The sequence below is a fragment of the Dyadobacter sp. NIV53 genome, assembly GCF_019711195.1.
In the GTDB taxonomy this organism is placed as follows: Bacteria; Bacteroidota; Bacteroidia; order Cytophagales; family Spirosomataceae; genus Dyadobacter.
Genome location: NZ_CP081299.1, coordinates 33069 through 48575, shown reverse-complemented (window position 1 = coordinate 48575; position 15507 = coordinate 33069). Strand labels below are relative to the sequence as shown.

Annotated in this window: 20 protein-coding genes; 4 read left to right on the top strand and 16 right to left on the bottom strand. The window is 38.2% G+C overall.

What is annotated here, in order from left to right:
* Positions 1-93 precede the first annotated feature (93 nt).
* The 5 genes from KZC02_RS00345 to KZC02_RS00325 form a co-directional block, all read right to left on the bottom strand.
* Positions 94-531 (bottom strand): DUF2147 domain-containing protein, encoded by a 438-nt coding sequence (locus KZC02_RS00345; protein WP_221392279.1) that lies wholly within the window; start codon positions 529-531, stop codon positions 94-96.
* Positions 532-916: 385 nt separating this feature from the next.
* Positions 917-1393, bottom strand: coding sequence for a DUF1440 domain-containing protein (locus KZC02_RS00340; RefSeq protein ID WP_221392278.1), 477 nt, complete (start codon positions 1391-1393; stop codon positions 917-919).
* A 114-nt stretch (positions 1394-1507) separates the two neighbouring features.
* A complete protein-coding gene (locus tag KZC02_RS00335; protein ID WP_221392277.1) occupies positions 1508-1822 on the bottom strand; it encodes an MmcQ/YjbR family DNA-binding protein in 315 nt (104 codons plus the stop codon).
* Positions 1823-1870: 48 nt separating this feature from the next.
* Positions 1871-2335, bottom strand: a complete 465-nt coding sequence (locus KZC02_RS00330; protein ID WP_221392276.1) for an SRPBCC family protein — start codon at positions 2333-2335, stop codon at positions 1871-1873.
* Positions 2336-2375: 40 nt separating this feature from the next.
* Complete coding sequence (locus KZC02_RS00325) at positions 2376-3626, bottom strand: sodium:proton antiporter (RefSeq protein WP_221392275.1); 1251 nt, start codon at positions 3624-3626, stop codon at positions 2376-2378.
* Positions 3627-3772: 146 nt separating this feature from the next.
* On the opposite strand from KZC02_RS00325, the gene KZC02_RS00320 reads away from it, so the two are divergent.
* Positions 3773-4993, top strand: a complete 1221-nt coding sequence (locus tag KZC02_RS00320; protein ID WP_221392274.1) for an RsmB/NOP family class I SAM-dependent RNA methyltransferase — start codon at positions 3773-3775, stop codon at positions 4991-4993.
* 170 nt (positions 4994-5163) lie between these two features.
* Here KZC02_RS00320 and KZC02_RS00315 read toward each other — a convergent pair whose 3' ends face one another.
* A complete protein-coding gene (locus KZC02_RS00315) occupies positions 5164-5466 on the bottom strand; it encodes a hypothetical protein (protein ID WP_229253917.1) in 303 nt (100 codons plus the stop codon).
* Between the two features lie 149 nt (positions 5467-5615).
* On the opposite strand from KZC02_RS00315, the gene KZC02_RS00310 reads away from it, so the two are divergent.
* Complete coding sequence (locus KZC02_RS00310) at positions 5616-5843, top strand: hypothetical protein (RefSeq protein ID WP_221392273.1); 228 nt, start codon at positions 5616-5618, stop codon at positions 5841-5843.
* Between the two features lie 68 nt (positions 5844-5911).
* Here KZC02_RS00310 and KZC02_RS00305 read toward each other — a convergent pair whose 3' ends face one another.
* The 3 genes from KZC02_RS00305 to KZC02_RS00295 are packed head-to-tail and all read right to left on the bottom strand — an operon-like array spanning position 5912 to position 8130.
* Positions 5912-6370, bottom strand: a complete 459-nt coding sequence (locus KZC02_RS00305) for an SRPBCC domain-containing protein (RefSeq protein WP_221392272.1) — start codon at positions 6368-6370, stop codon at positions 5912-5914.
* A 32-nt stretch (positions 6371-6402) separates the two neighbouring features.
* A complete protein-coding gene (locus tag KZC02_RS00300) occupies positions 6403-7308 on the bottom strand; it encodes an alpha/beta fold hydrolase (protein WP_221392271.1) in 906 nt (301 codons plus the stop codon).
* A gap of 30 nt (positions 7309-7338) precedes the next feature.
* Complete coding sequence (locus KZC02_RS00295; RefSeq protein WP_221392270.1) at positions 7339-8130, bottom strand: ThuA domain-containing protein; 792 nt, start codon at positions 8128-8130, stop codon at positions 7339-7341.
* 250 nt (positions 8131-8380) lie between these two features.
* Between KZC02_RS00295 and KZC02_RS00290 the strand changes: the two genes are divergently transcribed.
* Positions 8381-10504 carry a Tex family protein gene (locus KZC02_RS00290; RefSeq protein ID WP_221392269.1) on the top strand — a complete coding sequence of 708 codons (2124 nt, stop codon included), beginning with the start codon at positions 8381-8383 and terminating at the stop codon, positions 10502-10504.
* A 79-nt stretch (positions 10505-10583) separates the two neighbouring features.
* The gene (locus KZC02_RS00285; protein WP_221392268.1) at positions 10584-11036 is read left to right on the top strand and encodes an SRPBCC family protein; all 453 of its coding nucleotides are present in this window, start codon (positions 10584-10586) and stop codon (positions 11034-11036) included.
* A gap of 47 nt (positions 11037-11083) precedes the next feature.
* Here KZC02_RS00285 and KZC02_RS00280 read toward each other — a convergent pair whose 3' ends face one another.
* The 7 genes from KZC02_RS00280 to KZC02_RS00255 all read right to left on the bottom strand — a co-directional run bounded on the left by KZC02_RS00280 (position 11084) and on the right by KZC02_RS00255 (position 15496).
* Positions 11084-11533, bottom strand: a complete 450-nt coding sequence (locus KZC02_RS00280) for an SRPBCC domain-containing protein (protein WP_221392267.1) — start codon at positions 11531-11533, stop codon at positions 11084-11086.
* Positions 11534-11634: 101 nt separating this feature from the next.
* Complete coding sequence (gene ygiD, locus KZC02_RS00275; protein ID WP_221392266.1) at positions 11635-12462, bottom strand: 4,5-DOPA dioxygenase extradiol; 828 nt, start codon at positions 12460-12462, stop codon at positions 11635-11637.
* 230 nt (positions 12463-12692) lie between these two features.
* A complete protein-coding gene (locus tag KZC02_RS31260; protein WP_229253916.1) occupies positions 12693-12866 on the bottom strand; it encodes a hypothetical protein in 174 nt (57 codons plus the stop codon).
* Between the two features lie 14 nt (positions 12867-12880).
* Complete coding sequence (locus tag KZC02_RS00270; protein WP_229253915.1) at positions 12881-13345, bottom strand: NAD(P)-dependent oxidoreductase; 465 nt, start codon at positions 13343-13345, stop codon at positions 12881-12883.
* 71 nt (positions 13346-13416) lie between these two features.
* Complete coding sequence (locus KZC02_RS00265; RefSeq protein ID WP_221392265.1) at positions 13417-13827, bottom strand: Rrf2 family transcriptional regulator; 411 nt, start codon at positions 13825-13827, stop codon at positions 13417-13419.
* Between the two features lie 134 nt (positions 13828-13961).
* Complete coding sequence (locus tag KZC02_RS00260; protein WP_221392264.1) at positions 13962-14912, bottom strand: aldo/keto reductase; 951 nt, start codon at positions 14910-14912, stop codon at positions 13962-13964.
* A gap of 176 nt (positions 14913-15088) precedes the next feature.
* Positions 15089-15496 carry a DoxX family membrane protein gene (locus KZC02_RS00255; RefSeq protein ID WP_221392263.1) on the bottom strand — a complete coding sequence of 136 codons (408 nt, stop codon included), beginning with the start codon at positions 15494-15496 and terminating at the stop codon, positions 15089-15091.
* Positions 15497-15507: the final 11 nt, after the last annotated feature.

The window sequence follows — 15507 nt, the reverse complement described above, 5'->3', positions numbered from 1 at the left end:
AAAATGTCTTTATCCGACAACAACAACTTTATGCTTTGTATTCCCTTTTAACTTTAAAGTCTGCTTTCCTTTGGTATAGTTGCTCTTCAAATATTATTCAGATTTTTCCCAGTAGGTCGAATGTCCAAGTAATGAAATTCCAACATATCCGCGAATTTCCAGTTTATTATCTTTCAATTTCATCGTGCAGTTGTATGTCTTGCCACTTTTCGGATCGTAAATTTTACCGTTATCAAAAATGTCCTCAGAATAAGTGAAATTACTCAATACAACCATATTTAAAATATTCCGTTGCCTCAATTTTTCATCCGGGTTTTTCAGGTCTTTTTTTAATGTTTGTCCGTCATCCTCATAAATGCTGTTACCCCATATTACTTTTCCAAAGTAGGTATTACCTGTTTTATATATTTCTATTTTTCCATCTTTATCTTCATTCAGCCATTCACCTATTATCCTGTCAGCATCGTTATTTTGTGCAAATGTTATCAGGGAGAATAGAAATAAAAGTATTGATAAAGCTAGTTTTTGCATCACTTGTTTTTTATGTAAAATATATAATTTAAGAGATTCGATTCTTGAAATATTTATATTGTAGTAATTTTCTTATAAGTTTATTACGAAATAGTTGAGATTTATAAATATAAGATATTGCTACAAATTACTATTATCTATCTGTAATAAAGCTATTTAACAAGGTTAGAATTGCAATTATTCTATTAATGGCTTAAAATTTAGATATTTACATACTTAATTTTGTCATATCCAGTAAAAAACTGACCGGCAATATACAACAGATATTTATATAATTCTTAAATGAATTATTTCAAGAAATCTTCCATAGCAGTTCTGGTACCTGAATTGGTTGTACAAGTCGAAATGGTGAAATACAGAAAAGGGTATTGGCAAACTGGATTAGCTAGTTCAAGGAAGTCCGGTTGTAATAGAAATGGGCAATGAGGGAAACAGGAATTCCGATAGAAATGATAATTATTGCGATCCCAATAAGAGCAGATACAAAATCAGAAGGAAATAAGCCGGAAAAAGTGATTGGAAGGACGATCAGATTCATTACAAGCCAGATAAAAAAGCCGAAGACGAAACCGCTGAAAACCCGTTCTTTTCGTAAAAACGCCAGACGCGTATAGGCAAAGAAATACAGGTAGGTGAAAATAAAAGAAATTATGAAATGAAAAACCAGGCCAATTACTGCCATTTCAATTCCTCCGCTGTAAGCTGTCTTTCCAAAAACACCACTGGCAACTGATTGAAGGATTCTTAAAGCGGTTGTTTTATCGAGCAGGATTGAATAAACGATGATCGCCACTACAAGATCCAACAAGCCGGATAAAAATGCGGCTAATGTAATAGTTAGTAATAGTGACCGGCCTTTCATCGCAATTAATTTTGTGACTGATTAGAACTATCAAGATACAAAATAGAGATGATTTTAGAAATATTTTATTAATAAATTGTCACATTCCTAACATTAATCATGGATTGATGATTTTTATTTTGAATTCACTACATTAAAAGCTGAAGTTAGTAATTCCAGGAGCAATTCTTTATCTATCATTTCCAGATTTGCCGATGTCCATCCTTGAATCCCCCATTTATTTTGAACCGGATAAACAATTTCTGTATCAATGGAACAGAAAAATGACTGATCAATTGGTGTTAGTTTAAAGTTAGCAATCCTGTCTTTTTCCGAAAGTGTAACAAATATTTTTTTATTGATACGAAAAGAAGTTCTTTCAAAATGAGGAAGCTCTATTGTTCCAGGAAAGGACAAGGCAAATTGCCGGAATTGATCATTGGTTACCATATAGTATTGTTTTAAGGATAATCAGTGCTCCAAAAATATGGTAATTATTCAATCAGCCGGCCTGGACATTCTTTCTTCCAGCTGATCCAATATTAAAGGCCAGGCTTCCTGATGTTTGTTTCTGGATGCTTCATTTGAAAATCCTGCCTGGGTAAGGTGTAAAAAAGTATTTTCCTCATGTGCAGTAAGTTCGATCGTCAAAACGGTTTCGGCGCCTTCAGTGCCTCCTTCGCCTGTCACCCATGTCATTTCTACCAGATGTGGTTCTTCAATTTTAAGAAATCGGCCGTAATGCGGATAACGGATTCCCTGAAAATAAGTTTCAAAATAAAACGGAGCATTTACTTCCACTTTGGAAAGAAAAGATGCGGGCGACGCAAACCATAAATCAAACTGAGATGTCCATGCCCTGAATAACTTATCTATTGGCAGAGCGATAAATCCATCCACTGCAAGTCCCAACGGACGAGAAGTCAGATCTGGCGGGCAAATAATAGTTGACTGAGTTTCCATGTTTGCTATATCAATTTAAAGAAGTATTAGAAAAAGACTGTTAGGTTTCAGATTCTAATGGCTGTGAAAATTTCTTTTCTAGTTTTGTCATCACCTTAGTTGCTGTAAGGCCGTGGATCAGGACAGAACACAGGACAATAAATGACACCATTGACCATAATTCCTTACCCAAAGTAAACTGCTCTTCTTTCAGCGCAAAAGCAAGATAATAGAATGAACCGATGCCGCGTATGCCGTAAAAGCTGATACCCAGTTTTTCTTTAATATGCAATCTTGTTCCTATTAATGCAATTAGGCCGGAAATGGGCCGGATTAACAGCAGAAAAACGATAGATAGCAGAGCCATTGGCCAGGTCAGATAATCCAGAATTCCGTGTACAAGACAGCCACCAAAAATCAATAAAACAATAGCAACCAAAATCCGCTCTGTCTGGTCCGAAAAACTATGCAGGTCTTTATGAAATTCATTATCAAGCTCATAATTCCGTAGCGTTACAGAGGCTACAAAAACAGCTACAAACCCATAACCATGCAGTAATTCAACAAGGCCAAAAATGGACAAAGCAGCAGCAACAGCAATAAATCCATCGTTTAAATTGATGAATTTCTTCTTTTCTGAAAAATTAAAAATCAGATAAGCCAGTAATCTGCCTAATAAAATCCCAAGTATTACTCCTGAAATAATTTTATATAATAAATCGATTGTCAGCCATTCCTGAAAAACACCTGAAATACTACCTCCTGACGCCGCTGCAACTAAAATAGCAAGCCAAGTAAAGGGGAAGGCCATTCCATCGTTCATTCCTGCTTCGGCAGTTAACGAAAAGCGTACTTCATCAACTATTTCTTCCATAGGTGGCCCAACCTGAACATCAGCCGCCAATACTGGATCAGTGGGAGCCAGGACAGCTCCCAGCAGAAGTGCAGAAGCCAGATCAAAATGGAGGAAATACCAGGCCAGGAATGTGACGGAGGCTATGCATAGTACCATGGTAACAGTCAGCATTCTGAATGGAACCTGCCAGGACTTCAAGGAAAACGGTTTATCAATTTTCAATCCGGTTCCCATGAGTGAAATTACAACAACAAGCTCTGTTAAGTGAAGCGCATAATCCTGATACACCATAGGATCGGGAGGAGGAAGTATGTCTATACATTCATAGGCCACAATACCGAGCAGCACATAAACTACGGAGTCAGAAATACCTGTTTTTTTTGTAAATGATGGCATCCAGGCCATACCCAGGGTTGCAATTCCAATAATTGTAATGGTAACGATATAACTATTCATAAAATCCAATGCGCAAAAATTGTGCCTTGTGTAGCGTTTTTTTAATTTTTGTGAGACATACTTTGCCGATTTTAGCGAACTTTGACCCCATTACAGAATTTTAATTCACATACTTTTCAAGGTTTACACCGATAATTCAAAACAAATTGAAACTATACAGAGGATTGGTACAGGCTACCGTTACAGGTTTACAGGACATTTTTTCAAAACATCGGCAGGCAGATAGAGTAGTGGAGCAGTTGCTGAAATCCAACAAAAAATGGGGTGCAAGAGACCGGGCCTTTATTGCAGAAAATATATACGAAATCGTCAGATGGTGGAGGCTGGTTAAGTTTGTATGTGATCTGGACAGGGTTGCTGACGAGGAAGATTTCTGGATTATTTTTGGAGCCTGGCAAATCATAAAGCCGGCTCATCTTCATACAGATGCGGACAACCAGCTGCCTGAATGGACAGAATTTGAATCGTTAAACATTGATACTATTTTGAATAGATATCAGGAAGCCATGCAAATACGTAAAATTGCGCAGTCTGTACCGGACTGGATAGATGAGGCGGGAGAAAAAGCACTGGGAGAAAAATGGGATAAGGAATTGGCAGCTTTAAATCAGCCTGCACCTTTGATACTTAGGATCAATACCATAAAAAGCAGTATAGAAGCTACAAGAGAAACGTTTGGTTTTGACAATACCGAAGTAATTCAGGATGTTCCAAATGGACTGATCCTGAAAAAACGCCAGAATGTAGCCAAACTGGATACTTTCAAGCAAGGCTTTTTTGAAGTCCAGGATGCAGGATCACAATTAATAGCCCCTTTCCTCGATATTAGACCAGGCCTTAGCGTGATTGACGCCTGTGCCGGAGCCGGCGGAAAAACATTGCACCTGGCTGCATTATTGCAAAATACAGGATCTATCTTGTCAATGGATATTGAAGGCTTAAAATTAGAAGAACTTAAAAAGCGGGCAGACAGAAATGGTGTAACAAATCTGGAAACGATGCTTATTACTCCTGAAATCGTCGAAAGCCTTGCCGGAACAGCAGACAGATTGTTACTGGATGTACCGTGTTCCGGGTTAGGTGTTTTGAGACGAAACCCGGATAGCAAATGGAAATTAAAACCGCAGTTCCTCGAATCTATCCGGAATGTCCAATGGCAAATACTGAGTTCCTATTGCAATATGGTGAAACAAGGTGGAAAAATGGTTTATGCTACGTGCAGTGTTCTTCCATCAGAGTCTGAGGATCAGGTGAAGCGATTTATAGAAAAATATGGCAAACACTGGCGTCTCATATCAGAACATCGTACATCCGTAGCCGATGATGGTTACGATGGATTTTATATGGCTTTGTTGCAAAAAAAATAAATGCCTTTTGATTTTTTATTTTAACCCACCAACAGAAAAATACCAGACCCATGCAATAAATAGCAATTGCATGGGAATGCGCAACCACAGATATCCAATTCCTTTTCCATTCAATTCCCCGGTTTGGTAGTCGAGCCTATGCAACGCAGCATAAATATTTGCAGGTAAAATCAGGATAAAAAAAGGACAAGAAACTGCCCGGTACTTTGCCGCCAATATGGAAACAAAAGCCCGATTCCGGCAGCAATTTCAATGAAGCCAGTCAAATAAACCAGTTCCATTCTATTGGGAATGAATTTCGGTATCATCCTGGCCATTCCCCTGGAAAATCTGAAATGTCCGAATGCTGTAAAAAAGAGCATGACGCACATGGCAATATTGCCGCTCAGAATATAATCCCATTCGCCTGAAACGATTTTTGTGATTCCCAAACTTGCTGAGAATGAGAGGATCAAGACAATTAATACAGCCATTTATTCTGATTAAAGTTTACCATTAACAAACTGACAATAACAAACTTCAATTACGTGTAATTCATGGTTTGGAATAAAAAGCATTCCAGGCTTGCAGATATCAGGGCACAATTTTTTTTCTAAAAGAGAGAGAATTAAATAAAATGACCATGGAATTTCAAACAAATAATTTTAGCAATGGCTTTGTCAGTGAATTTTCCGCCGATCAGCCACCAGCCACTAGTTATCCTGATCCTCATAAGCCAGGACAAATGGGGCCAATGAACCCAACTCCTGATATTCCGGGAACGGATGCCCCGGAGGTCAATACCGGCACCAGCATTGAACCGTTAACCCCGGACCAGCAGGAAAACTCTGATAGTAAGGAAGAAGATTAATTTTTTTCAAAAAGTAAAACCCGGATAAATAAGATCACTTAAATATCCGGGTTTTGTTAGGTTATCCGTTATTCCGATTCTTCTACCAGTTTTTTTATTTCTGCCAAAATCGGATTCCAGCCTTCTCCGTTATTAAAAGCCTCCTGGTATCTTCTTTCGCCTTCCGCAACTGTTGAATAATCTCCCTGAGTAACATTTAAAATAGTTATATCTCCGTCAGAAACCAGTTCATAGGTAACAGTCAGATAATTTTCTGAAACGTCATCTATTGCTGAATGGGGATCGATGGTTGTATACTTTAATAGCTTTTCCGGCTGCAAATCAACGATTTCACCTTTTACGAAAACCGTTAATTTGCCTTCATATTCAGCCTGCCAAAGTAATGGACTACCAATTTGCCAGTCGGAAACCGTTTCACAGCCAAACATGTACTTCTTGGTTTGTTCAGGATTGACAAGTGCATCCCATACTTTTGCAGCGGGGGCGTTAATATTGATTGTGCTATTTACAAAAAGTGGGTGACTCATTTTATTGGGTTTAAATATGCGTTATAATATTTTTAAGCTCCGGAGATAAACTTATTAATTTCTAAATAATACTTATTTGGTTGATCCAGCCAGCCATAATGAGAACATTGATCTATCAAAACCATCCTGGAATTTTTAAAAGCACGTTGTTCCTTAATAGCAATGGATTCTGCTATAATATCCTGTTTCCCCTGAATAATCAATACCGGCGCTGTAAATGATTGGACCTGTGCACGGCAATCAAATTTAATTTTTTGTAGATCACTCCAAACAATTCCGTTCACTTTCATATTGCTTTGAGTCAGCCTTTCTGCAATCACCCGTATATTTTTGCGGTCGTATAAATATGCAGGTGCCAAAGCTAATCCGCGATGCAATTTTGCATGATATGTGGTATCACCATGGGCAATTCTGTTATTCCAAAATTCGAGTGAATCGGTTTCCTGTGTACTAAGCCGTGCCATCAAATTGCGACCAGATGAAGATAATGTTTCAAGGTCAATTCCTCCTGAAGAAGATAAAATTAGTGATTCTATATGTTCAGGATGTATTGTTGCATAATAGGAAGCCATCATTCCGCCAAATGAGTGGCCCAGAATGATCCATTTGTCAATTTTCAAATGGATCCGGAGCCTTTCAATGTCCTCGGCCATTAGTTTCATTGTGATAGTGGTACCATCCACTTTATCCAGGACCGACTTACCCGTACCACGCTGATCATAAATAATGGTTTGATTATTTTTTGATAACGTTTTAGCCAGAGCCTCAAATCCATCACTGTTCATACCAGGGCCACCGTTAATGATCAATATGGGCTTTTTGTTTCCAAATGTCCGGAAATAGGTTTTACAATCTCCATTGTCGACAAAACCGCTGGTTTGTGCAAAGGATGCTGAAATCATTACCAGAAAAATGAATAATGTTAAAATGGATCTCATAATAAATGATTTAAAGATTAGTCTTAAACTTTATTTCCTGTCATTTCCAAGCCAAAGTAATGTGTTCAAAATCAATTGATTTTGGAGTTTATTTTCAAATGTAAACGATAATTCTTTATTGGTTTTGTTTTCATAGTCAATATCATTATGACCCATGTTGAAGTACATCATTTTGAATTTTTTGTTTGTCCACGCAACTGGATAATAACCGTCATGCCATATTTCATGCTGTTTTGGCCCGGTACCGAGCGGGAAACTTGCGGGATCTATGGATAAAAGTATGTCAATATCAGGATTGGCTTTCAGATCATTTTCCCATCTGTACCATTCATTGGGTGAGGCTTTAAAGGTTTCCGGCAGGTTTTTAGCAGCTGGATGTTGTTGGTTCTCAACACGTAAAATGGCAGAGGTTGGTCTCCAGGTATTGCTCTTATACTGGCCCGATCCAAGGAATACCTGATGGTACCAATCCCAGTTTTGCGAAAAATCAGACGGAGTCAGTGCAAATGCAGAAAAGTGAAAACCCATCCACGCGCCGCCATTTTCCATATATTTTTGAAATGCTTTCCTTTGTTCCGGCTTTTCGGGCCTGGTATCCAAAAACAAAATAACCTGATATTTACTTAAATACTCTTCATTCAGGTTATTCCAGTTATTGGTGGAATCGTAGGTGAACTTGTATTGAGCCGCCGTTTTTGAAAACCATTTATTGGCTTCATGCACAAAACTCACGTGCGCCATGTCATTGATCCCGGTATAAAATGCGATAACATTGAATTTGACTTTTTGCTGTGCATGCAAAGCGTTGGTGCCCAAATACATCAAAAAGGGCAGCAAAAATATTTTTTATAGAAAAATTGTATCAATTGAATGAGGATTTAGGATAACGAGGTAAAGATTACAAGTTACAGGATTTGTTTTCCTTTACAAATCAGAATATAAACCGCTGAATAAGTTTTCAATGATATTTTTTGAACTACCGTCAATAATAGAATAATCAGCAAGGAATACACATGTTTTAAAATCCCTCGTTACTTTTACAACATATAGATTTTTTTGATAGAAGAATACCATGAATTATTCCCTTATTTCCCAACAGACCAGCGTTTCTGAAAAACAAGTTCGAAATACCATACAGCTTTTTGAAGAAGGAGCAACACTGCCATTTATTTCCAGATACAGGAAAGAAGCAACAGGAGGCTTGGATGAAGTTCAGATTGGTGCAATAAAAGATGCATGGCAAAAGCAACAGGATGTTGAGAAACGAAGGGAGGCTATCTTGAAAAATATTGACGAACAGGGGAAATTATCCCCCGAATTACGAAGGCAAATTAACAACGTTTTTACACTCGTAGAACTCGAAGATATTTATTTGCCATATAAACAAAAACGTAAAACACGTGCTTCCGTCGCTATTGAAAAAGGATTGGAGCCATTGGCCCGGCTTATTTTTTTGGGGAAAGAAAATGATCCTGAAAGAAAAGCAGTGTCTTTTCTGAATGACCAGGTGCAAAATGTCGATGATGCCTTACATGGAGCCCGGGATATTATGGCAGAATGGATCAATGAAAATCAGGAAGCCCGTACACGTATTCGTTCGCTTTTTCAACGAAGCGCAGTAATATCTTCAAAAGTAAAAAAGAAGAAAGAGGAAGAAGGTGCCAAATACAGGGATTATTTTGAATTTTCGGAACCATTGTCCAGAATTCCCTCACACCGATTACTTGCTATCCGCCGTGGTGAAGAGGAAGGATTTTTGGGCGTGGATATTTCCCCGGATGAAGAACAGGTGCTTGAATCATTGGACCGCATATTCGTTAGGGGTACAAATGCCTGCAAAGACCAGATTGAACTTGCTGTGGAGGATAGTTATAAACGTATGCTCAAACCTTCAATAGAAACGGAATTTTCGAATCTGTCCAAAGAAAAAGCTGACGTTTCTGCTATCCAGATATTTACAGAAAATTTGAGGCAGCTTTTACTTGCGTCACCTCTGGGCCAGAAAAACGTGATGGCGATTGATCCCGGTTATAGAACGGGTTGCAAGGTGGTAGTGCTTGATAGTCAGGGGAATCTGATTGCTGATAAGGTAATTTATCCATTTGACAAAACCAATGAAGCTAACTACACACTGACTGAACTGATCACGAAATTTAAAGTTGAAGCCATTGCCATTGGAAACGGGACAGCAGGGCGTGAAACGGAAGATTTCACCAAAAAACTCCTGAATTCTTTAAGCAAATCTGATGAAATAGGTTTATTTATGGTCAGTGAGCAGGGTGCTTCCATTTATTCGGCATCTGATGTGGCACGTGAGGAATTTCCTGACAAAGATGTTACCGTTCGTGGCTCAGTATCCATCGGCCGCCGTTTAATGGATCCGTTAGCAGAGCTTGTAAAAATTGATCCGAAATCAATTGGAGTAGGGCAATATCAGCACGACGTGGATCAGAATTCATTGAAGAATGCTTTGGATGTAGTCGTAGAAAGCTGCGTAAATTCCGTAGGCGTAAATCTCAACACTTCCAGTAAGCATTTATTGCGCTACGTTTCCGGTTTAGGACCGGCACTGGCGCAAAATATAGTCGATTTCAGGGCTAAAAACGGGAATTTTAAATCAAGGCAGCAGTTGTTAAAAGTTCCACGCCTGGGTGCAAAAGCATTTGAACAGGCTGCCGGTTTTTTAAGAATAGAAAACGGGGTTAATCCGCTGGACAATAGTGCAGTACATCCTGAAAGTTACTCGCTGGTAGAACAAATGGCGAAAGATGTGGGAGCAACAGTAAAAGACCTGGTTCAGAAAGCTGAATTACGCAAACAACTCAATCCTTCAAAATACGTTTCAGCTACCGTCGGTTTGCCAACGTTAAAAGACATTTTGCAGGAACTGGAAAAACCATCACGTGATCCAAGAACGCCTGTCAAAAGATTTGAATTTGACAGTTCAGTCCGCAAACCTGAGGATTTGAAAATTGGTATGATCTTGCCAGGCCTGGTTACGAACATTACTGCCTTTGGTGCTTTTGTGGATATTGGTGTGAAACAGGATGGATTGGTTCATCTTTCACAAATGGCAGACAGATTCATTAAGGATCCGAATGAAGTTGTAAAGCTGCAACAGGTGGTGACGGTAAAAGTTACCGAAGTTGATCTGGCCAGGAAAAGAATTGCGCTAAGTATGAAAGGCATGGTGTAAGAATTTTTAGTTGAAAATTCTGTTGGCACAATCATTTTAAGTTAAGTACCATATTCACTTTTAGTTTTTGAGAGCCTACATGCAGGAGTTATATTTTACCCAACAATTACCCATTTCACTTGAAGAGGCATGGTCATTCTTTTCTAATCCGGCTAATTTAAAAGACATTACACCTGCTCACATGGGTTTTGTGGTTACTTCTAAGCATCATGGCGAAAAGATGTACACTGGGCAAATTATCAGGTATGTTGTGCGTCCTGTTCTGGGAATTCCAATGAAGTGGTGTACCGAGATCACGCATGTTGAAGACAAAAAATACTTTATCGACGAACAGCGATTTGGGCCGTATTCTTTTTGGCATCATCAGCATCATTTTACAGCTGTGGATGGTGGGGTACTGATGGAAGATATTTTGAATTATAAAGTGCCACTGGGATTTTTGGGAAATATAGTGGACGCTTTATTTGTTAAAAATGAAGTGAAGGGTATTTTTGAATATCGAAAAAAGATCTTAACCTCCATGTTCGGATAATTTAGGGGTTAAGATCTTTTCATAAAATTTTTAGTTTTGAAGGAATATTATTTTTTCTTCAAAATTGAATTTTCTTCTACTACAGATTTAATGGTGTGGGAAACTTTCATCCAGTTGTCTTCTACTTTTATAACCTCTTCATCATCTTCCAGATTGTCCTGCGTAATGACCAGAATAGTCTCGTCATCAAATTCGGAAAGGTGGTAGGTTATGTGTGCGTAATTATCTTCAAAATCATCTGTACCGGATAGAGAACTCCAATAGCTGTAACTCAGGACACGTTCCGGATTTATCGCCAGAATTTCACCTTTGTCAATGTAAGATTTACCATTATATTCTCCTGAAAAAGTAATCGGACTCCCCAATACCCAGTCAGTTCTGGTCTCGGTTCCATACATGTATTCCTTAATAATTGCCGGATTTATGAGCGCCTGCCATACTTCAGCAGGTGTTGCATGAATGGAAATTGATGTTGTTGCAAGAAGTTTACGGTTCATGATAGCAGCTGATTTGTTGAATAATAAATGTAATGAAAAACTATGCCATAACCGTTCACCGAACATAAACTTGTGTCAGGTCCTGTTTATTAACAAAAATATTAGCTGATTTTAACCGACGTCATAGTTAGCGAACCCATCACAGCTACATCGTTGAAAGTGGTCGCTTGCTCATTTTTTTCCTGCAAACCCAATGCATATAACAAGGGATAATAATGGTCGGGTGTTGGAATCGCATAACGTGCTGCTGCACCCATTTTTTCATAATGGATCAATGGCTCATGGTTACCATTTTCTACCAGTTCCTTCATTTTTATTTTCAACTCAATTGCCCAGTCGTAACCAAATTCAGGTTCTGCGACTTTGTCCCATGCAACCATTCGCAGGTTATGAATCATGTTACCGCTGCCAATAATAAGCACTCCTTTTTTACGAAGTTCTCCAAGTTCTTTCGCAAGTGCGTAGTGATATTCCGCGGGTTTATCATAATCGATGCTTAACTGTAATATAGGAATATTCGCATTTGGGTACATATGTCTGACAATAGTCCAGGTTCCGTGATCCAGCCCCCAGTCATGATCTAAACCAACGTTGGTGCTCTTTACCAAACGTGACGTTTCAAGAGCTAAAACCGGGTCACCCGGAGCTGGATATTGTACGTCAAACAGCTGTTTGGGAAACCCTCCAAAGTCATGAATAGTCTTTGGGTTTTGCATGGCCGTGATCTTTGTTCCCTTGGTAAGCCAGTGCGCCGAAATTACAATTACAGCTTTCGGAACCTGAATTGCTTCTCCCAGTTTATTCCATTCCAGGGTGAACTGATTATTTTCAATACCATTCATTGGTGAACCATGTCCCAGAAATAATACGGGCATGGTATCAGATTGTGAAAAACTATCCGTAAAATTTTTCAGGCCTCTCAGTTTCATTGATGTATATATTTGATTAAAAGATTTTTACAAGAAAAATACATTCAAAAAATATCAAAGTAAATGTATATTTAATATGTTTTGAATGTATTAAATGTAACTATGATATAATATGTTAATTTATTTTTATTAGTATATTACTTTTAATACATATATTAAAATTTAAAAATACTATATTGTATAAAATGTTAGATGCATAAAATACATTTCTAACATTTTATACAATACTGTTAGTATGCAGCAGTAAAGCGCTTTTGTATGAACTGTGGATTTTCTATTTCGTCAACAATAGCAAGGGCCAGATCTTCTACAGACAATACACTTCTGCCGTTTTTATCAAATACTGGATTATCGAGTCCTGTTCTGTAAGTCCCTCTTCGTACACCGGATGTTCCCTGATGCATTTCAATTGCCGGACTTAGAAAAGTCCAATCCAGATTAAGTTCTTTTTAAGAATATTAAGGTAATCACGGGCGGATGTAGCTCCCGGTTTAAACTGTTCCGGAAATTCAGGTGTATCAACCAACTGTATTCCGGGAGCAATTTCCAGACTACCTGCTCCACCAACTACCAGTATTCTTTTAACACCGGATTTTTTCACTGCTGCCTGTATCGCCTGCGCACCTGCTAAAAATTCATTGTATATATTGGGGTTGGTCCAGCCAGGATTATATGCGCTGATAACCGCATCATGCCCTTCAATTATCCTGGCAAATTCATCTTCATTAAATACGTCTGCTTGTGTTGATTTAACAAGCTTGCTGTCTATATCCAGCTTTTCCGGGTTTCGCGATATAGCAGTAACTTCATGACCACGATTAACCAATTCTGTCAAAACATGCGAGCCCACAAATCCTGTTGCCCCAATTAGTGCAATTTTCATTTTATTAAACTTTTGATATTAAAAAAATATATATACTGAAATAAAAAATGTTACAGTTTGTTGAAAAAAAATTAATCAAATTTCTTACAAAAATCTGCTAGAGTAGTTTTGGCCAGACTCGTAATCAATGCTCTCTCGGATTCCTCGTACAGACTATCCAGGTGTTCATTAATTTTCCGGCCAACCGGACAGTGAGGATTAAGTGAGTTCCTTCCTTTTCCCAGAAGCTCGGTTTGTCTTACAGCTTCATATACGTGAGACATCAGGATCGCGTCAGGGGACTTACCTAATTTGCTCCCACCTGATTTTCCTTCCTTGCTGGTAACTAATCCAGATTCACGCAGATTGATCAACTCTTTGCGCACCATAACCGGATTAATATTAATACTGCCGGCAAGATATTCCGAAGACATCCATTCCTCTTCCGCAGTTGCTAACAGCGTCAGAATATGTACTGAGATAGCAAATTTACTATTATTCATACTGTAATTATTTTTATTACAGTATGAATACGTTTCTGTTAAAATTAAAGTTCTACGGAATTTTAAAGTTTTTAAAATAAAAAAAGCTGCACCGGAATGATGCAGCTTTGTGAAAATTTAAGGGCTTAATTTATTCAATAAGAACTTGCCTTATTTAAAATTTCAATAGCACTTGCGTCCAGATTCAGGTCAGCAGCATTCGTCAGCGCTTCTAGTTGCTTTAAGTTTGTAGCACTGGCAATGGGTGCAGTTACTGATTTTCTGGCAATCAGCCATGCAATAGCGACACTTGACTGATCCGTTTCATAGCGGGTTGATATTTCATCCAGTGCTTTTAAAATTTTAAAGCCTCGCTCATTTAAAAAATCTTTTATTCCACCTCCTCTTGCACTTTGGCCAAGGTCTGCTTCACTGCGGTATTTTCCGGTTAAGAAACCACTGGCAAGAGAATAATAATTGATAACACCCAAATTATTTTCAAGACAAACCACCTCCATTTCCTTTTCAAATCCCTCTCTGGCGTATAGATTGTATTCTGGCTGAAATGTCTGGTACGCTGGAAAACTATTCTCTTTACTGGCTTCGAGTGATTCGCTTAACCGGGCAACTGAAAGATTTGACGCACCAATCCAGCGTACTTTTCCTTCCTTTATTAATTCCGAGTAAGTTTCTAAGGTTTCCTCAACTGGTGTAAGCAAGTCGTCCCAGTGTGTTTGATAGAGATCTATATAATCAGTTTGCAGACGTTTCAGGGAATCTTCAACGGCCTTAACAATGTAATTTTTACTTAGGTCTTTTCTTCCCTGACCCATATCAGCACCGACTTTCGTAGCAATGATCACATGCTCACGGTTACCCTTTTCTTTCATCCATTTACCAATAATCGTTTCCGACTCACCACCAGTATTTCCCGGTGCCCAGCTTGAATAAACATCTGCTGTATCTATAAAATTGAATCCGGCACTAACAAATCCATCCAGTATTTCAAAAGATTTTGCTTCATCAATGGTCCAGCCAAATACATTTCCACCCAAAGTGAGAGGCGCAACATATAAATCAGAATTTCCTAATTGTCTTTTAATCATGTTGTTAAAAATATATAATATGAAAAGTAGGATACCTATTATTAGTAAAGCATGTACTATAAAAAATAATAGTTTAGTACATTTAATACATACTAAAAGGTACTGTCTTATCGATAAAATTGAATGTATGATATGTATTTAGCTTATTATTAATACAGTATATTATTGAATTGTACTCATGTTTTTTTGATAAGATTATCCAGTGCAAAAACATTGTATGAATGTACAAAGCATAGTAATATTGAAAAGTAAGCAGCATGGAAAAGTTGCGACGGGATAGCGCCCCATTCCTCTATCATGGAAGATCCAAAAATCAAGGCAATCATAACAAAGCTTCCGGCGATGAGTGCCTGCCTGGTAAACAGTCCCAGCAACAATAACAATCCAATAGAGAACTCAGCAACCGGAAGGATATAACTGAATGGTTCAACAATTGCATTTGGAAGTATAGATTTCTGAAATTGTCCAAGCATCCAGTTACTGAATCCGTGTAGCTTTGGAATCCGGACCAGTCCATGCCCAAACATACTCATTCCTATTGCAAGCCGCGCTAAAAGAAATGACCACTGAAATGAAGTTAACATCCTGTTGAAAA